The following is a 22,334-nucleotide window of genomic DNA, read 5'->3' as shown; positions in this document are numbered from 1 at the left end:
CTCAACCCTGGGCTATGAAATCGCAACTCCTACAGAGTTGCCGAGGCTGTGTACCATCCACGATGGGCTAACATCATTATACCATTGGGTGCGCACCATCCACCATGGACTAATCATTTAATACCCACGGTAACATACCATCACCAATGGCCAAACAATCAAACATCATTGGATGCGTCACATCCACAATGGGCTAACACCAGTAAACGCCCAAATATATATTGACCATACACATCGGAACATGGTACGCCCCCTGGCAACTCTGTAGGAGTTGCGCTTTCCCAGCCCAGGGTTGCGGGCGAAGTCCGCTACCCTGGGTAGCAGCCCCACTAACCTGGCAACGCTGTAAGTGTTGCGATTAGCCGTAGGCGTTACTCGTAGCAGGATGATGGGCAGGAATGGATAGGTGGATAGTATCAGATTGGGTATAACGCCTTCGGCTAATCGCAACTCTTACAGAGTAGCTACACCTAATTATATATATACCCAGGGTAGAGGCGCTGCATAACGAGCCCCTCCTCGACCCTCCCCAAAGGGCGGGAGTTTTTATAATTAGTTAATACACAGCCGAATAGAACTCCCTCCCCTTGTGGAGGGCTGGGGTGGGGCTTTAGCTGCTCGCGATGACTGTACCAGGGCACAATGCATCAACAAACGAGACAGCCCGAGACACGGCGCTACTGCACCAGTCTCGGGCTGTTATTCTATTTTTCCTATTCAGCGACTATTGCGCTGTATTCGGGTTGTCATTTTCGACAAGGACAGGGCGGACATAATAATCACCATTATGTCCAAGCGCTGCATAATAACATTTAACCACATGATTACCATCACATATCAATGATAATTGATATCCTGCATTATTTGATCCTACTGGAGGTGCAGTCCAATAAGTAGCCGCTCCATAGGATTCCAAAGCACCAGGATTAGCAGGCAAGAACAGACTAACATTAGTATACCCCGGTGTGATACCAGTGAACTCGAAGCCCCATACACCATTCTCATTACGACGATATACGGCACTTACCTTTTCAGTATTAACGGTATTATTAGCAGACAAGCCCATCTCATCCTTGGTGGGCACTCTCCAATTGTCCCCCCAGAATTTATTTTTAACGGCATCAGTCCACGACATTGTTCCAGCCACATTCTGCGTAGCAAACTTAGGACCGCCTGCCCACAGCTGTACCCATTCTACCGGTTTTGATATACCTTCGGCATCAGCCGATCCTCTCACTGGGCCGGTGGTCAGGGTGTAGTACTTGCCGGCTGTGAGACCTTTATCCTGGGTGGCCCTGACCAGGGTTCCGCCATTGTAGATGGCAATCTTCACTCCTGCGGGTACTGCGATGTAATAGGTGCCAGGCTCGCTCGCGGTGAGCAGTGTTACCTTGCTTTCGCTGGTCACTACATCAAATCCGGCTTCATTACTCTTAGCTGTGAGTCCAGACACCCACTTCTCTCCAGTTTTAACATTGATGTCGCAAGTGGTGCTGTTGCCATCCACCTTGACAATGCGCAGGATGGCTACCTGGGGCTTGAGGGCGATGGTGAGACCATCGGCGCCGGTGGTGGCAGACGCGGTCTTGCCGGCACAGGCATAATAGTTGGCTACGCCAGTCAAATCACCTGTCTGTCCTGCAAGATTGACAGTGTTGCCAGGGAAATAGGCGTACCAGTCGGCAGCCGCAGTAGTGGTCTGTGCATTGGTAGAGGTGAAAGTCTCACCCTGCTTGGTAAATGTATAATAAGATTCGACCTGAGAGTTGGTCACATTGAGCATGTCGTTGACGGCAAAACTGAACTTATAGGTGCCTTTCTCGCCTTCATCCATGGTGGCTCGCGAAGCGGGCTGTTCTACAGTGGCGTTGAGGGTCATGCCCTGGGTGGCACCGCCGAAATCGTCGTTGCTGCAACCGGTCATCATCATCGCTGTAGCAGCTATCAAAAACAATAATGTCTTCTTCATTTTCCTTAATTCTTAGTTCTTGTCTGTTGTATTGTTGCCTATGGAGCATGGGTCTACTTATTCCCACACATCTTCTTCATCACCGCTTGTGACGTCACCTTGTACTGTGATGTTTCCAGTGCCACTTCCTGCGAGGATAGCGAGGGGCTGTACGGCGAAGACAGTGGTCGCCGGCTTAATGTAATGTTGCTTGTTCATCTTGTTGAAATTCTATTTAGTTGTTATATATATATTCATGTATAGCGGCAGTGGTCTCTCCATCTCCCCCATCGAGGACATGGCAAACTGCGACATAGATATAGGTAATAGTGGTGGAAAGTGAGGTTCCTGCGGCATGCCCATGCGCCATACGACTATGGTCGAAGCCTTGCAGAGGAGCTCTACAGCCATCCAGCCGGTAGGTTTGATTCAGATGGATTGGAAAATCAGATTTGCAAAGGTAGTGATAAAGGCTGGAATAATGGCCGGTTTTTCATTTTTTAACATCATAAACACGTTAACTATCATGCCATAAGGCGCCATTGGCATCGCCGTGCACCCATAGACCCTTACCCCGACAGAAGCTGTGCTGACGGCGAGAGCAGCGACCACGGGCTTCGCCATCGGCGGTGATGGCGCTGCCGAGAGGGCACAAAAAAGCAGCCTCTGCTGCCCGAGCCTGTGGCCCATGACAGAAAGGCTGCCTCTATGTTAAGTTAATGTGCTTGCGGTTAGAGTGGCTTGTACTCTACGAATGCCTCCATAGCCTCGTAGCATGCCAGTCCGAGCGAGTCGTAGAGAGCTGCAGTGGCGCGGTTGCGGTCTTCGGCACGCTGCCAGAACAGGCGCTCGTCGTTGCCCAGGAAGGGAGCGCTCTCCATCTGTGAAGAGTGCTTGAGGATGGAGTTGCGCTTGGCGCGGAGTTCCTCGGGGCTCATGGGCACGCACATCTCGATGTTCTCGATTTCCCATTCAGCCCACGCACCACGGTACATCCAGATGCGGCAGTCCTTGAGCCACTCGGCACCGGCGTTCTTCTCCTCATCGATAGCTGCAAAGACGGCGTCGGTACACTTGCGGTGGGTACCGTGGGGGTCTGCCAGGTCGCCGGCAACGAATATCTCGTGGGGCTGAACCTTGCGGAGCAGTTCGCGTACAATCTCAACATCCTTCTCGGTCATGGGGAGCTTCTCTATCTTGCCACTCTCATAGAACGGAAGGTCAAGGAAGTGAACGTGGTCGAGAGGTATATTGTTGTAAGTACATGCTGTACGGGCTTCACCACGGCGGATAAGACCCTTGATGGTACGTACCTCGGGAGTATCTACATCGCCCTCCTTCTTGTTCTTGAGTGTCTTCTTGATGTCCTTGTACATCTTGGTGATGACCTCGTCCTTGCTGTCCATGAAGAGCTGGTTGTAACCATTAACGAAGTGCATGAAGCGTGTCACCTCCTCGTCGCCCACGGCAATGTTGCCACTGGTCTCATAGGCTACATGCAGGTCGTGGCCCTGCTTGACGAGGCGCTGGATGGTGCCACCCATAGAGATGACGTCGTCGTCGGGATGGGGCGAGAAGACAATAACGCGCTTGGGGAATGGCTTGGCGCGCTCGGGACGATAGGTATCGTCGGCGTCGGGCTTGCCTCCGGGCCATCCGGTGATGGTGTGCTGCAGGTCATTGAATATCTTGATATTGGCATTGTAAGCCGAACCATAGAGGGCGAGCAGCTCGGAGAGTCCGTTCTCATTGTAGTCCTTGTTGGTGAGCTTGAGGATGGGCTTGCCGGTAATCTGGCAGAGCCATACGAGGGCTGCGCGGGTGAGCTTGTCGGTCCACTTGCAGCTGGCTACCAACCAGGGATGGATGATGCGGGTGAGCTTGCCAGCGGCGGGAAGGTCGATGACCACATGGGCATCGTTGTGGGTCTGGAGGAACGATGCGGGAATGGAGTCACTAATCTTGCCTTCGACCATGCTGCGCACAATCTCTGCCTTCTCCTCTCCCCATGCGGTGATAAACACCTTGCGGGCAGCCAGGATGTCGGCGATACCCAGAGTGACAGAGCATGGAGGCACAGGCTCCTGAGAGCCGAAGCTCAGCGTCATCTCCTCGCGGCTGATGGCGTCGATGAGGATGAGGCGGGCCTGAGAAGTGAGGGTAGAGCCGGGCTCGTTGGTAGCGATGTTACCCATACGGCCTACGCCGAGCAGCATCACGTCGATACCGCCAAAGGTCTGGATGCGCTGTTCATAGAGGCGGCACTGGCTCTGCACGTCTTCCTGGGCGATGGTACCGTCAAGGGTATAGACATTCTGCTCGGGAATGTCGATGTGGCTCAGCAGACGCTGGCGGAGCTGGCTGATGGTGCTGTGCTGGCTGTCGGCAGCGAGGGGGAAAAACTCATAGGCGTTGAAGATAACCACGTTCTTGAAGCTGACGAGCTTCTTCTCGTAGCGGTCTATCAACTCGTTGAATACGGGGGTCAGCGACTGGCCTGTACCCACACCTAAGACACAATACTTGCCGAGCAGTTCCTTGGCCTTGATTTCGGCCACGATGGCATCGGCTATCTTCTGCGCACCTTCATCCACCGTGGGATAGATGTCGGTGAGGATGTGTTCGTCGCGTGTAATCTCGGAGCGCTCTACGGCCGTCTTGGGGTTATAAAACTCTTCGGGAACTGTGTTGAATACAATCTGCGAACTTAAGTTAAGTCTCATTGTCTTATCAGTTATAGAAGTTCTTATAAATTATCTTTCTCGATATCCTTGAAGTACTTGTAAGTACCCACCTTGAGCTCCTCGGTGGCTGCCTCATCGGCTACGATGATAGCATGGGGATGCTGCTGCAGGGCGCTGATGGTCCAGGCCTGGGTCACGGGACCTTCGACAGCTGCCTGGAGGGCGCGCGACTTGTGGTGGCCATTGACGAGAATCATCACCTCGCGGGCTGACAGCACAGTGCCTACGCCTACGGTGAGGGCGTGCTTGGGCACCTTGTTGACATCATTGTCGAAGAATCGGCTGTTGGCGATGATGGTATCTGTAGTAAGTGTCTTGATGCGTGTGCGTGATGAGAGTGAAGAGAAAGGCTCATTGAAAGCGATGTGGCCGTCAGGTCCGATACCGCCAAGGAACAGGTCGATACCGCCTGCTTCCTCTATCATCTGCTCGTAGTGGGCACACTCGGCGTCGAGGTCTTCGGCGTTGCCATTGAGAATGTGGATATTCTCGGCGGGGCAGTCGATGTGGTCGAAGAGGTTGCGACGCATGAACGAGTGGTAACTCTCGGGATGGCTCTCGGGCAGTCCTACATACTCATCCATATTGAATGTGATGACGTGCTTGAAGCTGACTTTGCCAGCCTTGTAGGCTTCTACGAGGCAGCGATACATACCCTCGGGCGAAGAACCCGTAGGCAATCCCAACACAAAAGGTTTCTCCGCTGTAGGGGCAGCGGCGTTGATACGTTCAACGACATGATTGGCAGCCCACTGAGACAGCTGCGCATAGTCGGATTCGATAATTAATCTCATTGCTCTGATGTTTAAGTTATATTCTATTTGAATTACAAAGTTACACATTATTAATAATAAAAAGGACAAAAAACGGATAAAAAACATCCCCGCGGCGTTTTTTGTTGGTTAACCCTGCCACCATGAGCATTACCACGACCATAGAGCAGACCGCGGGCGGCACGGGCGGAAGTCCGGTTATACGGAGAGCTGGGAGAAGAGCACAATTTGCTTTTTGTGTTCGTATCATCACCTTATGGTTTTTATTATGTCCTGCGGCAGGTATCGCCTTCATACGCTATGGATATGTAGCAATAAGGAGCGACAAAAAGATTTGTGGCTTTTCAGGGCTTTGCCCTTTGCGTCTGTGTGTGTCGTGTAATATCTCGAGAGCGAGCTCTCGGCTATTCCCCGCCACCCCCATCCGCGCCTGCCCGACGGCAGGCTGAAAAGCCGCAAATACAAAAAGCCGCCTTTGGCGGTAAAAAAAGTCCGGCTGCGCCGGTACAAAAAAATGATAACCTTATTTCCTATCCGTAGCGGTATATAAACTGAATAACACAAGCTGCTATTCCTGCAGTGGTAACGCCTTCGGCTAATCGCAACTCTTTCAGAGTAGCTAAGTAGGGTGGGTTTCTTACCCAGGGTTGAGGCGCTGCGCTCCTCAACCCTGGGCTATGTAATCGCAACTCCTACAGAGTTGCCAAGGGTGCGTACCATCCACCATAAGCCCCATCCTAACCTTCCCCACGGGGAAGGAAAAAAGCCCAAATGATGTTCATATTCCAATCTTTTTCAAGGAACGGAGCGCAATCATAACCCCCTAAAGCACAGCGAGAATGAATTCCCGCCCCTTGGGGAGGGTTAGGGAGGGGCTTACAATCAGTTGTTTTTTTACCGCCAACGGCGGACTTTTTGAACGGCCAAAGGCCGCTTTTTTACCGTGGCAGCTGTTGTCGCCATGCAATGCATGGCGTTGGGGATGGTGGCGACGACAAGGAGGAAAACTCGTTTTCCGCATGGCGTCACCACCGTCACCAAAAAGGCGAAGCCGACAACAGCCGCCATGGCTTTTTGTATCTCAACCCCGCAATAATTGACAAAAACGGGCTGTATGTCAGATTATATGGCTATCTTTGCAGAAGATCGCAATACAGTTGACTTAAACAATACAATTATCATGAAACAAAGAAGGACAATATTAGTAATGTTATGCCTGATGCTTGTCACGGGCGTAACGGCAAAGCTGAAGTTGCCGGCAGTGATAACCGACCACATGGTGATACAGGCCGGCGAGGCAGTAAACGTATGGGGCTGGGCCGACAAGGGTCAGAAGGTGACGGTGACGATAGACAACCACCGCACCACCGTGCGCACGGCGAAAGACGGCACATGGCGCGCCGTGCTGCCGGCGATGAACTATGGCGGGCCCTACACCATGACCGTGACCACAGGGAAGGAGAGCCTGACCGTAAGCGACATCCTTGTGGGCGAGGTATGGGTGGCGAGCGGCCAGTCCAACATGGAGTTCCGACTGTGCAGCGCCGACAACGCCGAGGAGGCTGCGCTCTCTGCCCACAACAGCGGCATCAGAGTGTTCACGGTGGAACGCACGATGGCAAAGACTCCCCAAGTCGATGTCGTGGGCAGCTGGACGGTATCTACCCCCGAGACGGTGGGCGACTTCACCGCCGTGGGCTACCTCTTTGCCCGCGAACTCGCCAAGCGGCTCAACTGCGCCGTGGGCATCATCAACACCTCGTGGGGAGGCACCGACATTGAGACCTGGATGAGTCCCAAGGCGATAGAGTCGTTCCCCAAATACAACCCGCTGGTAGAAGAGATGCGCACCGCCGACCTCGACGCCCAGGCCAAGCGTTGGCAGGTGCTCAAAGCCAAGTTTGACAAGGCCGTAAGGGAAGAGTGTGGCGAGCGCGATGGCTGGTATCGCACCGACTTTGACAAGAGCGACTGGCAGAGACTTGAAGTACCGGGACTGTGGACCATCGACACGCTCGCCAAGATGGACGGCGTGGTATGGACCACCACCCAGTTTGATGTGCCCGAAGAGTTGACCGGCAAGGAGGCCACCCTCTACATGGGCATGATAGACGATGACGACGTGACCTGGGTCAACGGCCAGCGCATAGGCGAAACCAAGGGATTTACCGTCAAGCGCACCTACACCATACCTGCCGGCGTGCTCAAGGCAGGCAAGAACGAGCTGACCGTGAAAATCATCGACGACCACGGTGGCGGCGGTTGCTACGGCCCGCGCTATCTCTACTTCATCCGCGTGGGCAGCCAGCGCATACCCATCCTCAAGCATCCGTGGAAATACCGCATCTCTGCCGTCAAAGACCTCGAAGGCTTCGTGCCCGACAATCCCAACAAGTATCCCTCGCGTCTCTACAACGCTATGGTTGCCCCCATCTGCCGTTATGGCATCAAGGGCGTCATCTGGTATCAGGGCGAGAACAATGCCAACCGTGCCCAGGAGTACTACCGCCTCTTCCCTGCCATGATAAGCGACTGGAGAGAGCAGTGGAAGCGGCCCGAGATGCCGTTCTATTGGGTTCAGCTGGCCAATTTCATGAAGCCAGTCGACACTCCGGCGGAGAGCAGCTGGGCCACGTTGCGCGATGCGCAGAACGCCACGCTCAGCCTGCCTCATACGGGTCAGGCGGTAATCATCGATGTGGGCGAGGCCGACGACGTGCATCCCAAGGACAAGCAGACAGTGGCCAACCGTCTGTCGCTCATGGCTCTCAACCATGAGTATGGCATGCACGATGTCTATTGCGACAGTCCCCAGCCCGTAAGAGCCGAGCGTACTGCCGACGGCAACATACTGCTCACCCTCCGCAACGAAGCCGAGACGCTCGTCTGTCACGACCGCTACGGCTATGCTTGCGGTTTCGCCGTGGCAGGTGCCGATGGCGTCTACCGCTGGGCCAAGGGCGAAGTGGTGGCGCCCAACCAGGTAAGGCTAACCACCCCCAAGGGCGTCGTGCCGATGATGGTAAGATATGCCTGGGGCGACAACCCCGACGACGCCAACCTCTACAACTCAGCCGGGCTGCCCACCACCCCATTCCAAATCAAGGTGGAGCCTGCCAAGGTCAAGGCAGAGCCCGCCAAGCCATAAACTACCACGACCGTATAACCCTTGCCGCACATATCTTTCATCCGCGGCAAGGGTTATACCGTCTTTATCACTGGCAGAATAGGTCCCGATGGTAAAAAAAGGGACAATTCTCTTTGTATTGTTTTCGGTTTTCACTACCTTTGTCCACATATTATATATTATAGATGAAAGAATTTGTAATTTCAGAGGTAAAAGCAGAGACTGCTATACTGGTGGGACTCATCACCAAAGACCAGGACGAAGAGAAGACGACAGAATACTTAGACGAATTGGAGTTTCTGGCCGATACGGCTGGAGCGGTGACCGTAAAGCGGTTTACCCAGAAAGTGAACGGCCCCAATACGGTGACCTACGTGGGCAAGGGTAAACTGGAAGAAATCAAGCAGTATATAGAAGACGAAGAAGACAACGACCGGGAAATCGGTATGGTTATCTTCGACGACGAGCTGTCTGCCAAGCAGATGCGCAACATCGAGAATGAGCTCAAGGTGAAGATCCTGGACCGCACGAGCCTCATCCTCGATATCTTTGCCATGCGCGCACAGACCGCCAACGCCAAGACTCAGGTCGAACTGGCGCAGTATCGTTACATGCTGCCTCGTCTGCAGCGCCTCTGGACTCACCTTGAGCGTCAGGGTGGTGGCTCTGGTTCGGGCGGTGGCAAGGGAAGCGTGGGACTGCGCGGCCCTGGTGAGACCCAGCTCGAGATGGACCGCCGTATCATCCTGCAGCGCATCACGCTGCTCAAGCAGAGACTGCTGGAAATAGACAAGCAGAAGACTACACAGCGCAAGAACCGCGGCCGCATGGTGCGCGTGGCGCTCGTGGGCTATACCAACGTGGGCAAGTCGACCATCATGAACCTCCTGGCCAAGAGCGAGGTGTTTGCCGAGAACAAGCTCTTTGCCACCCTCGACACTACGGTGCGCAAGGTGGTGATAGACAATCTCCCCTTCCTGCTCGCCGATACCGTAGGATTTATCCGCAAGCTGCCCACCGACCTGGTAGACTCCTTCAAGTCGACCCTCGACGAGGTGCGCGAAGCCGACCTGCTGGTCCACGTGGTAGACATCTCCCACCCCGACTTCGAGGAGCAGATAGAGGTGGTCAACCAGACCCTCAAGGACCTCGACTCCGCCGACAAGCCCATGGTGCTTGTCTTCAACAAGATAGACAAATACCACTGGGTCGAGAAAGAGGCAGACGACCTCACCCCGATGACCCGCGAAAACATTACGCTCGACGAGCTGCGCCGTACGTGGATGGCCAAAATGAGCGACAACTGTATCTTCATCTCTGCCCGTGAGCGAGAGAACATAGACCACTTCCGCGATGTGCTTTATCGCAAAATCCGCGAGCTCCATGTTCAGAAATATCCCTACAACGACTTTTTATATCCATCTGAAGAATAAGTATAACTTTTTTATCCATGAACTATGCAGCGACTATTAAGCGAACAGGAGATTAATATCCTGGAACTCAACGGCTGCCAGGCTGAAGACTGGACTGCCGTGAGCGTGAGCGAAGATTTCACGCCCGACTATCTGCACAACGTGATGTTCTACGGCGACGTCAGCCTTGGCGTCTTCGAGCGTACCATTGAGGTGAGCCCCGGCTTCAGCAAGCACTCGGGCATACGCAATGCCACCCTGCGCAATGTGACTATCGGCGACAACTGTCTGATAGAGAACATAGGCAACTACATCAACAACTACACCATCGGAGCCAACTGCTACATCTCCAACGTCTGTGTGATGGAGACCATCGAGGGCGCCACCTTCGGCCAGGGCAACGTGGTGTCGGTGCTCAACGAGGTGGGCGAAGGCAACATCATGATGTTCGGACTCCTGAACAGCCAGTTTGCCGCCTTCATGGTCAAGCACCACAGCGACCATCACCTGCGCGACACCATCTATCGGCTCATACGCGAGGAAATCAACTGCACCATGCCCGACCGCGGCACCATCGGCGAGAGAGTCAAGATCGTCAACACCAAGGAAATCATCAACTCGGTGATAGGGCCCGACTGCGAGATAAGCGGTGCCTCGCGACTCAGCGACTGCACCCTGCAGAGCGTAGGACAGCCCGTCTATATCGGCACAGGTGTCATCTGTGAAAACTCCATCATCTCCGACGGCTCGTCGGTCATCAACTCGGTCAAGATGCAAGACTGCTTTGTGGGCGAAGCCTGCAAGATAAGCAACGGATTTACCGCCTCGCAGAGCATCTTCTTCGCCAATTCATATATGAGCAACGGTGAAGCCTGCGCCGCCTTCTGCGGACCCTTTACCGCCTCACACCACAAGAGTTCGTTGCTCATCGGCGGACAGTTCTCTTTCTATAACGCTGGTTCTGCCACCAACTTCTCCAACCATGCCTACAAGATGGGCCCCATGCATTACGGCATACTCGAGCGAGGTGCCAAGACAGCCAGCGGAGCCTATATCCTGATGCCCGCCAAGATAGGCACGTTCTCCGTGTGCTTCGGCAAACTGATGTATCATCCCGATACGCGTTGCATACCGTTCTCCTACCTCATTGCCTATGGCGACACGATGTATCTCTCGCCCGGACGCAACCTCACCACGGTAGGTCTGTATCGCGACATACGCAAGTGGCCCAAGCGCGACATACGTCCGCTGAGCAAGCACCGCAGCATCGTCAACTTCGACTGGCTCTCGCCCTTCTCCGTCAACGAGGTCATACAGGGCAAAGCCATCCTGGAGCGGCTGCGCGAGGCATCGGGCGACAACGTGTCGACCTACAACTACCACATGTATGTCATCAACGCCGCCTCGCTACGCATGGGCATCAGCCACTACGACATGGCGCTGCGCATCTATATGGGTGCCGTGGTCAAGCGTGTGCTCAAGCGCTACGGAGCCGTAGAGCCGCCCGCATCGACCATAGGTGAAGGTGCCTGGAGCGACCTCTCCGGACTCTTGCTGCCCGAGAGCGAGGAACAGCGGCTTATCGAGCAGATTAAGGACGGCACCCTCGACGACGTGCAGAGCATCATCGACGAGTTTGTGGCCATCGACGGCCGTTACCGCGACTATCAGTGGGCGTGGACTTACAGACTTATACTCGATTATTACCACATAGACCACATCACCCAAGCCGACATAGACCGCATACATACCGACTATGTAGAGGCGCGCCGTATGTGGATAAGCGAGATACGCAAGGACGCCGAGAAGGAGTTCAATATGGGCGACGTGGAGCGCGAGGTCTTCGACGACTTCATCAATCTGCTCGACCACGAGATAGACTACGAGAACTGACGCCACTGTCAAAAAGTATGTTAAAATCGTCACAATTCCAGCCGTTCATGCGTCTATTATAATAATAGGTAACAATATTATCATCAAATATCAATATGAACAGAACCTTTATGAGTATGCTGGGCCGCGGCCTGGCTTTAGGTTTGGTCCTGCTGGGCTCGGCACTGCAAGCCATCGCCAAGGACTACAAGTACCAGACCGTTAAGGGCGACCCCATGCAGAGTCGCATCTACACGCTTGACAATGGTCTGAAAGTGTATCTGAGTGTAAACAAGGAGAAGCCACGCATCCAGACCTACATCGCCGTGCGCACCGGCTCGCGCAACGACCCAGCCGAGACCACCGGTCTGGCTCACTATCTGGAGCACCTTATGTTTAAGGGAACCTATCAGTTTGGCACCACCGACTACGCCAAGGAGAAGCCCTACCTCGACGAGATAGAGCAGCGCTACGAGAGCTACCGCAAGATGACCGACCCCGAGCAGCGACGCAAGGCCTATCACGAGATAGACTCGGTATCGCAGTTGGCAGCCCGCTACAACATCCCCAACGAGTACGACAAGCTCATGTCGTCTATCGGAGCCGAGGGCACCAATGCCTACACCAGCAACGACGTGACCTGCTATGTCGAGGACATTCCCTCCAACGAGGTGGTCAACTGGGCCAAAATCCAGAGCGACCGCTTCAAGCACATGGTGATACGCGGTTTCCACACCGAGCTCGAGGCTGTCTACGAGGAGTTCAACATAGGACTCGCGCAGGACAACCGCAAGATGTGGGGAGCACTCAACAAGCTGCTCTACCCCACCCATCCCTACGGCACGCAGACCACCATCGGCACACAGGAGCACCTGAAGAACCCCTCGATAGTCAACATCAAGAACTACTTCAGCCGCTACTACGCTCCCAACAATGTGGCTATCTGCATGGCGGGCGACATGGACCCCGACAAGGTCATCGCCACCATCGACCAGTACTTCGGCGACTGGAAGCCCAACACCAACCTCAGCCGTCCAGAGTACGCGCCAGAGAAGCCCATCACCGCCCCACGCGACAGTAGCGTCATTGGCCAGGAGGCCGAGATGGTGGCTATGGCATGGCGTATGCCCCAGGCCAACAGTGCCGCTGCCGACACGCTCGAGCTCATGGGCCGACTGCTCTACAATGGCAAGGCGGGTCTGATAGACCTCAACCTGGTACAGCCCATGAAGATCATGGGTGCCTATGCCGGCTACCAGGGTCTGCACGACTACGGCAGCTTCAACCTCATCGCCATCCCCGTAAAGGGACAGAAGCTCGAAGACACCCGAGCCCTGCTGCTCAACCAGGTGGAGCGACTGAAGAAGGGAGAGTTTGACGACAATCTGCTCGCTTCGGTCATCAACAACTACAAGGTGCAGCAGTATCGCGCCCTGGAGAGCAACGACTCGCGCGCCGACATGTTTGTAAACGCCTTCATCAACGACCAGAAGTGGGAAGATGTGGTGACCAGCCTCGACCGCGTGTCGCGCATTACCAAAGACCAGATTGTGGCTTTTGCCAACCGCTACTTCTCGCCCGAGAGCGTAGTGACCGTCTACAAGCGTCAGGGTGTAGACTCTACGCAGAAGAAGATAGACAAGCCAGCCATCACCGCCATCCCCAGCAACCGAGAGTATCAGAGCCAGTTCCTCACCGACATCAAGAACGCTAAAGTGGAGCCCATCCAGCCCCAGTTTGTAGACTTCAAGCGCGACCTCACCTTCGCCAAGACCAAGAAGGGACTGCCCATCATCTACAAGCACAACACCGAGAACGGACTCAGCACCATGGTAATGCGCTGGGAGTTTGGCTCATCGGCCGACAACCGCTACCCCATTGCCACAGACTACCTCAGCTACATCGGTACCAAGAGCAAGACGCTGGCCGACATCAACAAGGAGCTGTACCAGCTGGGATGCCAGACCCGCTTCAGCGTGGGTACATACAACCTGAGCCTCATCATCAGCGGCCTGGACGAGAACCTGCCCAAGGCGCTCGCCATAGCCGAGGACATGATGCACAACGCCAAGGCCGACAAGCAGGCCTATGACGACGTGGTAGGTCTCTATGTCAAAGACCACGAAGACAGCAAGAAGAACCAGCGCGCCAACTTCAGCGCCCTGCGCGCCCTGGCTCAGTATGGCGAGTACAACAGCCAGCTCAACCGGATGAGCATTGACCAGATGCGCGCCACCGACCCACAGACCCTGATCGACCTCATCAAGGCTCTGCCCGGATACAAGCACGAGATACTCTACTATGGCCCACGCAGCGTCAAGGACCTTACAGCCATCATCGACAAGCAGCACGCCACTCCCAAGAAGATGGCTGAGCCGCTCAAGAACCGCGACTACATGGAGCAGACCACTCCACAGAACGAGGTGTGGATTGCGCCCTACGACGCCAAGAACATCTATCTCGTAATGTATCACAATGAGAACAAGTCGTGGAACCCCGACGAAGCAGCGGTGAGCTCCCTCTTCAACGAGTACTTCGGCGGAGGCATGAACACCGTAGTCTTCCAGGAGCTGCGCGAGGCACGCGGACTGGCATACAGCGCCAGCGCGTTCTACAACAACTCGCCAAAGCCCGGGCATCCAGAGTACGGAATTACCTATATCATCTCGCAGAACGACAAGATGATGGACTGCATACGCACCTTCAACGAGATACTCGACACCATCCCGCAGAGCGACAAGGCGTTCAACCTGTCCAAGCAGGCTCTCACCAAGCAGTTGGCAAGCAACAGAGTCACCAAGTTTGGTGTCATCAACGCCTATCTCGAAGCCCGCTTCAAGGGTATCGATTACGACCTCAACGAGAAGATCTACCAGGCGCTGCCCGGCGTGACCCTCAAGGACGTGGTCGACTTTGAGCAGCGCACCATGGCCAAGAAGCCCTACCGCTACATCATCCTGGGCGACGAGAAGAGCCTCGACATGAAAGCCCTCGAGAAGATTGGCCCCATCCACCGCGTGACCACCGAGCAGATATTCGGTTATTAATATCCACACGTTACCCTATAACGACCTCGGCAGCGCCCTGTGGTGCTGCCGAGGTTTTCTTTTCAACACCCGACATGAAAACCAGAACCATTGCCATCATCATCGCCTTGCTGCAGACCATCGCCGCAGCATGCCAGAGCGAAAGCACCCTGTATGGGCATGCCATGAACTTCGCCCGACAAGGCTGCAAAGACAGCCTCTTCTACAGTCTCGACCGTATGGCCACTCTCTACGGAGCCCGAGATGCTGACCTCTTGCCCGAGCTGCTGCTCGAGCCTCGGTTAAGGCCCTACCACAGCGACAGCCGATGGAGCCAGGTCAAAGACCGATTGCGCAAGGCAAGGATAGAAGCAGCGTCAGAGTCGCCGCGGCCATGCCAGACCGACACTGCCACCAAGCTCAACAACACCCCCATCGTAAACAGCTACGACATAGACCTGACCATAGACGTTGCCGCCAAGCGCATCGATGTGCGGGCCGACATTGACATCGACTTCCGTGGCAACAGCCATGCCGACCTCTATCTGTGGCGATATACCCAGCTGTCACGAGTGGCTGTCAATGGACGAGCCACCCGCTACGAGTTTGCCAAAGACATCGAGGCACCCTGGATAAGCCCATCGGGACGGCTGCGCATAGACGCCGGGACAGCGCGGGGAGCGGCGCGCATCACCACTGCCTATACCTGCCGGCTCGACAGCATACCCGAAGATGGCTTTGCCGCCTGCGACAGCAGTCTGGTCATGCTCACCTACTACATGGGGTGGTATCCGATAGACATCGACCACGAGACGTCGACCGCCAACATAGATATCCACATCACCCCTGGCTTCGAACTTACCGGCTCGGGCATCATCAGCCGCAAGGCCGACTCCTGGCATATGGCGCAGCCCTGGGAGGGCTTCGACTACACCATCATCGCCTCGCCCGACCTCAAGCAGAAGACCGTCAGCCACAACAACCGTAAGATTGAGGTGGTATCGCTGGGCTTCCCCGACGCCGATGCCGACTCGGTGGCTGTTCGCAGTGCCGAGATAATGGACTACTATGCCCGTCTGTACCGCCTTGAGCCCAACGGGCGCCAGCTGCGTATATTCCTCTTTCCTGCAGGGGGCGGCGGTGCCTACAGCCGACGCAATTTCATCGTCTGCTGCTGTCAGCGCTACAACGAATGGCTGTACCAGCTGCTTGCCCATGAGATTGGGCACTTCTGGTGGTCATCGGCACCCACCGACCAGTGGGAAGACTGGCTCAACGAGAGCTTTGCCCAGTACAGTTCGCTGTGCGCCATAAAGCAGCACTTGGGGTCTGCCGTCTACGATGACTATATAGAGGCTTACCGCGAGTGGGCACGCACAGCCTGCCCAATACGGGGCCTGAACCGCCAGGCCAATGGTGCCTTTTACACGTTTTACCACAAGGGTGCCGTGCTGCTCTACGACCTGCAACAGCGCATTGGCGACAAGGCTTTCTTCGACCTCATGCACCATCTTGCTGCCAAGCGCATAGGCAGCCAGCGCGAATTCGAGGCAGAGACAAGCCGACGGCTGAGCCATGATGACTGCCTGTGGATAGAGCGCCGGCTGAACCAATAGCACCATCCATAGCGCAAGACCGATGACGCCCGCCAGCATACCGACCCTACAAGACCACGAGAGCAGCCCCCACAGGCTGCTCTCTGTCGTTGGCGGCGCTCTGCCGGGCCCACTGGCTGAGCCACGGAGCCACATTGGCGGCTCGTGTCATACGATACGTGGGCCCGTGACTTATGTTACGAGGACACGTATCGTAAGGCACGAGGTCACGTAACATAAGATACGAACCGACAGAGGTCAACAGGAGGCCGGCAGACGCCTGCTGCACAACCACTTGAGACGCCCCGACGCCTCGCAAGGGCATGATGGCGATGGCGGGGCGTAACGAGGGGGCTGCATGTGGGCTATCCTAAAGTTTAGGGGCATGAGTACACGCCATGTCGGATATTTTATATACCTTTGCACCCGATTACAATTATAAGAGTGTTAATAGGATAACCCTTCATCGTGTAAATTATGGTCAGACAATGCTTCATCCTCTTCGGATGTATGGCTGCGGGCGAGCTGATAACGATGCTCACCGGAGTGAAACTGCCTTCAAGCATCATAGGTATGCTGCTGCTCACGCTGCTGCTGAAGGTAAAAGTGATAAAACTGGAATGGGTAAGAGGTCTTACCGACTTCCTGATAGCCAATCTGGGCTTCTTCTTCGTGCCGCCAGGCGTTGCGCTGATGCTGCACTTCGACCTGATTAGGGCAGAGCTGATGCCCATCGTCGGCGCCACACTGGTAAGCACCGCCCTGGTGCTGCTGGTCACGGGCCACACCCACCAGGTGGTGGCAAAGGGCGAGAAGAAGATTACGAACAAAATCAAGGACAAGATGGAAGAAAGGAGCAAGCATGATTGACCAAATCCTGACCAACGAGTACTTCCTCCTGGCGCTCACCTTCGGCATCTACCAGGGTGCCAAGATGCTGCAGCGCCGCACGGGGTCCATCCTGCTCAACCCTATACTGATAGCGATAGGGCTGATGATAGCGTTTCTCACAGCTTGCGACATACCCTACGACACCTACCACAAAAGCGGACAGATGATAGAGTTCTGGCTGAAGCCTGCGGTGGTAGCTCTGGGAGTGCCGCTCTATCTGCAGCTGTCGCAGATCAAGAAGCAGATATTGCCGATACTGGCTTCGCAGATGATGGGGTGCATCGTGGGCATCATCAGCGTGGTGGCGACAGCGCGCATGCTCGGCGCCTCGCGCGAGGTGGTGGCGTCGCTCGCCAGCAAGTCGGTGACCACGCCCATAGCGATGGAGGTGACGCAGACACTGGGCGGCATACCATCGCTCACGGCAGCCATCGTCGTGATAACCGGACTCATAGGCGGCGTGGTGGGCTTCAAGCTCATGGCGGTGGGCCATATACACAACCCCATGGCCAAGGGCCTGTCGCTCGGAGCGGCATCGCATGCCGTGGGCACATCGGTGGCGATGGAGCGCGACGAGTTTGTGGGAGCCTACGCCAGCCTCGGACTCACGCTCAACGGCATACTGACCGCGCTGCTTACCCCCTCCGTCGTCGAGTTGATGAGCTGAGAGCGCCCAGCAGCATACGGTCTATAGGAACCTAACAATAAGAGCAGCCCCGATGGGCTGCTCTTGTCGTTAAGGCCATGACGGCCGATATATCTGTGTAGAGAGAGGGGCTCTACTCGTTGAATGTCACGCAGGCGGGCATCTTGGTCAGTGGCTTCTGGGCAAACGGACAGCCAATGAACATCATGTAGACATCGTCGGGTATGTCCTTGTACTGCACGCCGATGGCTGCCTTGCGCAGAGACTTGCAGTTCTTGAACGCCCACATGTCTAACGCCACGCGGCTGGGCAGCGAGACCGAAGTGAGTCTGTTGCAGTCCTCAAAAGCGCCACTCCGTATCTCCTTGAGGCTCTCGGTCAAGGGCACAGAGGTCATGGCAGTGTTGCAGAATGCGTTTTCCTTGATGACAGCTACCGACTGGGGCAAGTCGACATGGGTAAGCGAGGTGCAGTCTCTAAAGGTAGCTTCCTCCAGCTCGGTGAGGTTTTGGGGCAGGGTCACGCTGGTGAGCGACTTGCAACCCCAGAACACCGTATTCTCCATTGTTTCCACGCGGTTGGGCAATACGGCTTCGGTGAGCCCGGTACAACCCGAGAAGACGCCACGTCCTATGGTCTTCACGCTGTTGGGCAGGACGATGCGCTTGAGTGCGGGATTTGCACCGAAGGCGTGGGAGTCTATCTTGGTCACCGTGGGCGGTATGCTGATTTCTGAGATGCGGGTTTCGTAGAACGCGTGGGTGCCAATGACCTTCAGACCCGGCGAGAGTGTCACCGACCGCATCTTCATGCCTTGGAAGGCGCTTGCGCCGATTTCCGTCACGCGGAAGACGCAACCTGCATAGCGCACAGTGGAAGGCACGGTATAGTCTTTGCCTACCGACTCGTCATTGTCCAGCCTCTCGAGGGTTGCTGTGCGGTCACCGAAGTGCAGATTGAACCACATCTCGCCGATATGCATCTTGTTATCATACGCCGAGTTGCCCTCATACACACGCACCGTAATCTCCTTGGTCTTGCGGTCTATGCTTTTGAAATACTCTACGGTCTTTTCATTCAGCCCTGGGTACAAGGGCGCCAGGTCTGACTGCATGGCATGCTTGAAGAAATCGTCCTCCAGCGGCTCAGCCGCTTCGTAGTAGCCGTCTTCGTTCTCGTGGTCGCTGAGCAGATATTCGACTGCTTTGTCGAGAGCATGATGACGGGCGGAGATTTCATCGTTAATCTGCTCACGACGCACGAGCACCGGCTCGCACGATGGTTTGCCATCCTGGACCCAATTGTTTATCATCGCACACTCTTCGGCGAGGGTGGCGTTGTCCATTTCATATGGGAAAGGGAGTGAACTAAACCAGTCGGGCTGCTTGGGACACTGCATAGGTGGCTTGGGGGTATGCTGGGTCTTGCGTCCCTCCCACGTCGATGGTCCCAGACCTCGGTAGAGTTTGATGGTGATTTGCTTTTGAGCAGGTTTTACCTCGCGTCGCTGGCCAGTGGCGGCACGACTGGTCGTCTGGGCTCGGGAGCGTCGGCTGTCGCCACACTGCGAGGCATGGCCGCCGGTCACACGGTTCTTGGCTCTGTTTACTACGCGTTCTGGATTTGAAGCCGCGTCGGTCACGTCTTTCACGGGATTAGGAACGGCATCTTTGATGATTTTCATTCCCTTCTTCTTCAGCTTGTTGAGAAAACCCTGGGCAGGCGCCTCTGTGACTCCGATGGTCAGGCATACAGCCGTCAGGAGTAATAGTCGTTTTGCATTCATATGACTGTAGGTATAGTTCTGTATAACGGCAAAAGTACTAATTAGCAGAGACACCTGCAAATAAATGTTGACTTTTTTCCCACCTCTGGTGCATTTTTCGATAATCACGCGCCCACTCTGCCAACAAGAAATGAGTAACATGCGCTTCGATATTCTCTATATACTCGCATAAGAAGACACAAAAAGTGATTAGCTTATTTCTTTATATAACACCTCTTCTTCATTGCTCTCTTCGATGAGCCACTACAAGCAGTTGTTTTTTACCGCCAACGGCGGACTTTTTGAACGGCCAACGGCCGCTTTTTTTTTACCATGGCGACTGTTGTCGCCATGCAGCGCATGGCGTTGGGGATGGTGGTGATGACAAGGAGGAAAATTCGTTTTCCGACTGGCGTCGCCACCGTCACCAAAAAGGCGAAGCCGACAACAGCCGCCATGGCTTTTTGTGTTTATATCATCCTATATTATGTCCTGCTGCAAGTAACGCCTGAGGCTAAGCGCATCACACCTAACGGCCTAATGACCGTTTGGGGTAATGCGGCAGAGCATTTCTTCGACGATTATGCAAGAAATATCCGGTAAAGTGGCATTGTGTCAGAAATTATTGCTAACTTTGTCATGCCCAACAGGTATGACTCCCACTGCGACAACGGTCATCTCTGCGGGGCACTGAATTACAACGACAACGACAATAACACATTATAAACAAAACAACATGGCAACTCCAGATTTTAAGTATGCTCCCATGTTCCAGCTTGGCCCGGACACAACGGAGTATCGCCTGCTCAGCACCGAGGGTGTAAGCACCGGCGAATTTGAAGGCAAAGAAATACTGAAAGTAAGCAAGGAAGCGCTCACGCTGTTGGCTCAGCAGGCGTTCCACGACGTAGAGTTCACCCTCCGCCGTGAGCACAACGAGCAGGTGGCTGCCATCCTGCGCGACCCCGAGTCGTCGGAGAACGACAAGTATGTAGCGCTGCAGTTCCTGCGCAATGCCGAGACTGCTGTCAAGGGCATCCTGCCCTTCTGCCAGGATACCGGCACCGCCATCATCCACGGCGAGAAGGGTCAGCAGGTATGGACTGGCTTTGAGGACGAAGAGGCGCTGAGCCGCGGTGTCTACAACACCTTCACCGAGGACAATCTGCGCTACTCACAGAACGCCCCGCTCAACATGTATGACGAGGTCAACACACGCTGCAACCTCCCTGCCCAGATAGACATCGAGGCTGTCGAGGGCGAGGAATACCGCTTCGTGATGGTGGCCAAGGGTGGTGGCTCAGCCAATAAGACCTACTTCTACCCCATGACCAAGGCTACCATACAGAACGAGGGCACTCTCCTGCCCTTCCTCGTAGAGAAGATGAAGAGTCTGGGCACAGCCGCATGTCCTCCCTACCACATCGCCTTTGTCATCGGCGGCACCTCGGCAGAAAAGAACCTGCTCACCGTCAAGCTCGCCAGCATCAAGTATTATGACACGCTACCTACCACAGGCGACGAGACCGGCCGCGCTTTCCGCGACATCGACCTCGAGCAGAAGCTCCTCGACGAGGCCCACAAGATTGGACTCGGCGCACAGTTCGGCGGCAAGGCTCTGGCCCACGACATCCGCGTGATACGTCTGCCCCGCCACGGCGCAAGCTGCCCCATCGGTATGGGCGTAAGCTGCTCGGCAGACCGCAACATCAAGGCCAAGATCAACCGTGACGGTATCTGGCTCGAGAAGATGGACACCAACCCCTCTGACCTCATCCCCGAAGAGTATCGTCGCCCCGGAGAAGGCGCCAAGGGCATCGAGATAGACCTGGACAAGGGCATCGACGCCGTGCGTGCCGAGCTCACCAAGTATCCCGTCTCTACCCGCGTCAACCTCAAGGGTACCATCATCGTAGCCCGCGACATCGCTCACGCCAAGCTCAAGGCGCGTCTCGACGTCGGCGAGGAGATGCCACAGTACTTCAAGGATCACCCCATACTCTATGCCGGACCCGCCAAGACTCCCGCTGGCTATCCCTGTGGCTCAATGGGCCCCACCACAGCCAACCGTATGGACCCCTATGTAGATGAATTCCAGTCTCATGGAGCAAGTCTGGTGATGATAGCCAAGGGCAACCGCAGCCAGATGGTTACCGACGCGTGCGAGAAGCATGGCGGTTTCTACCTCGGCACCATCGGTGGCGTGGCTGCTGTACTCTCGCAGAGCAGCATCAAAAGCATCGAGTGTGTAGAGTATCCCGAACTGGGTATGGAGGCCATCTGGAAGATTGTGGTCGAAGACTTCCCCGCTTTCATCCTCGTCGACGACAAGGGCAATGACTTCTTCAAGCAGCTCAAGCCCTGGACTCCCTGCAACTGCAAGAAAGACTAAGCCTCGGGCTGGTCAATGATATCAGAGGCAGGCACCGTCAAGCTACGGTGTCTGCCTCTTTTGGATATATCCGTACACTAAGATGGCCATATACTTGACCACATCAGGCCTCAAGTAGGCTGTATCATACTTTTTCGCCCCGA

General features: G+C 55.1%; 15 protein-coding genes. 9 read left to right on the top strand and 6 right to left on the bottom strand.

Annotated features, from left to right (window positions below; translation table 11 throughout):
- Positions 1 to 724: 724 nt before the first annotated feature.
- From CIK95_RS06885 to CIK95_RS13170, 5 genes are all read right to left on the bottom strand, one after another.
- Positions 725 to 1,969, bottom strand: coding sequence for a hypothetical protein (locus CIK95_RS06885; RefSeq protein WP_144007767.1), 1,245 nt, complete (start codon positions 1,967 to 1,969; stop codon positions 725 to 727).
- Positions 1,970 to 2,026: 57 nt separating this feature from the next.
- Positions 2,027 to 2,167 carry a hypothetical protein gene (locus tag CIK95_RS13175; protein WP_158214739.1) on the bottom strand — a complete coding sequence of 47 codons (141 nt, stop codon included), beginning with the start codon at positions 2,165 to 2,167 and terminating at the stop codon, positions 2,027 to 2,029.
- A 512-nt stretch (positions 2,168 to 2,679) separates the two neighbouring features.
- On the bottom strand, positions 2,680 to 4,671 hold the full coding sequence (locus CIK95_RS06875) for a glucosamine-6-phosphate deaminase (protein ID WP_094385478.1): 1,992 nt from the start codon (positions 4,669 to 4,671) through the stop codon (positions 2,680 to 2,682).
- Positions 4,672 to 4,694: 23 nt separating this feature from the next.
- On the bottom strand, positions 4,695 to 5,486 hold the full coding sequence (nagB, locus tag CIK95_RS06870) for a glucosamine-6-phosphate deaminase (protein ID WP_094385475.1): 792 nt from the start codon (positions 5,484 to 5,486) through the stop codon (positions 4,695 to 4,697).
- 873 nt (positions 5,487 to 6,359) lie between these two features.
- A complete protein-coding gene (locus CIK95_RS13170; RefSeq protein WP_158215109.1) occupies positions 6,360 to 6,533 on the bottom strand; it encodes a hypothetical protein in 174 nt (57 codons plus the stop codon).
- 112 nt (positions 6,534 to 6,645) lie between these two features.
- On the opposite strand from CIK95_RS13170, the gene CIK95_RS06860 reads away from it, so the two are divergent.
- The 7 genes from CIK95_RS06860 to CIK95_RS06830 all read left to right on the top strand — a co-directional run bounded on the left by CIK95_RS06860 (position 6,646) and on the right by CIK95_RS06830 (position 18,055).
- The gene (locus tag CIK95_RS06860; protein WP_094466616.1) at positions 6,646 to 8,613 is read left to right on the top strand and encodes a sialate O-acetylesterase; all 1,968 of its coding nucleotides are present in this window, start codon (positions 6,646 to 6,648) and stop codon (positions 8,611 to 8,613) included.
- A gap of 164 nt (positions 8,614 to 8,777) precedes the next feature.
- Positions 8,778 to 10,025 (top strand): GTPase HflX, encoded by a 1,248-nt coding sequence (gene hflX, locus CIK95_RS06855; RefSeq protein ID WP_094466611.1) that lies wholly within the window; start codon positions 8,778 to 8,780, stop codon positions 10,023 to 10,025.
- A 24-nt stretch (positions 10,026 to 10,049) separates the two neighbouring features.
- The gene (locus tag CIK95_RS06850; protein ID WP_022309999.1) at positions 10,050 to 11,897 is read left to right on the top strand and encodes a DUF4954 family protein; all 1,848 of its coding nucleotides are present in this window, start codon (positions 10,050 to 10,052) and stop codon (positions 11,895 to 11,897) included.
- A 95-nt stretch (positions 11,898 to 11,992) separates the two neighbouring features.
- A complete protein-coding gene (locus CIK95_RS06845) occupies positions 11,993 to 14,923 on the top strand; it encodes a pitrilysin family protein (RefSeq protein ID WP_173849866.1) in 2,931 nt (976 codons plus the stop codon).
- Between the two features lie 74 nt (positions 14,924 to 14,997).
- Complete coding sequence (locus tag CIK95_RS06840; protein WP_094466610.1) at positions 14,998 to 16,518, top strand: M1 family aminopeptidase; 1,521 nt, start codon at positions 14,998 to 15,000, stop codon at positions 16,516 to 16,518.
- Between the two features lie 456 nt (positions 16,519 to 16,974).
- Complete coding sequence (locus CIK95_RS06835; protein ID WP_094466609.1) at positions 16,975 to 17,367, top strand: CidA/LrgA family protein; 393 nt, start codon at positions 16,975 to 16,977, stop codon at positions 17,365 to 17,367.
- Entirely contained in the window at positions 17,360 to 18,055 is a 696-nt protein-coding gene (locus tag CIK95_RS06830; protein ID WP_022309995.1) for an LrgB family protein, read from the top strand. The genes CIK95_RS06835 and CIK95_RS06830 overlap by 8 nt, the downstream gene beginning before the upstream one ends.
- A 112-nt stretch (positions 18,056 to 18,167) precedes the next feature.
- On the opposite strand, the gene CIK95_RS06825 is transcribed toward CIK95_RS06830, so the two are convergent.
- A complete protein-coding gene (locus CIK95_RS06825) occupies positions 18,168 to 19,820 on the bottom strand; it encodes a leucine-rich repeat domain-containing protein (RefSeq protein ID WP_158215108.1) in 1,653 nt (550 codons plus the stop codon).
- Positions 19,821 to 20,132: 312 nt separating this feature from the next.
- Between CIK95_RS06825 and CIK95_RS06820 the strand changes: the two genes are divergently transcribed.
- Both CIK95_RS06820 and CIK95_RS06815 read left to right on the top strand, forming a co-directional pair.
- Positions 20,133 to 20,402 (top strand): hypothetical protein, encoded by a 270-nt coding sequence (locus tag CIK95_RS06820; RefSeq protein ID WP_094466607.1) that lies wholly within the window; start codon positions 20,133 to 20,135, stop codon positions 20,400 to 20,402.
- 133 nt (positions 20,403 to 20,535) lie between these two features.
- A complete protein-coding gene (locus CIK95_RS06815; protein WP_094466606.1) occupies positions 20,536 to 22,191 on the top strand; it encodes a fumarate hydratase in 1,656 nt (551 codons plus the stop codon).
- The last annotated feature ends 143 nt before the right edge of the window (positions 22,192 to 22,334 follow it).

The sequence above is a fragment of the Prevotella sp. P5-108 genome (assembly GCF_002251385.1).
Classification (GTDB): Bacteria; Bacteroidota; Bacteroidia; order Bacteroidales; family Bacteroidaceae; genus Prevotella.
This window is presented reverse-complemented; position numbering and strand designations above follow the sequence as displayed.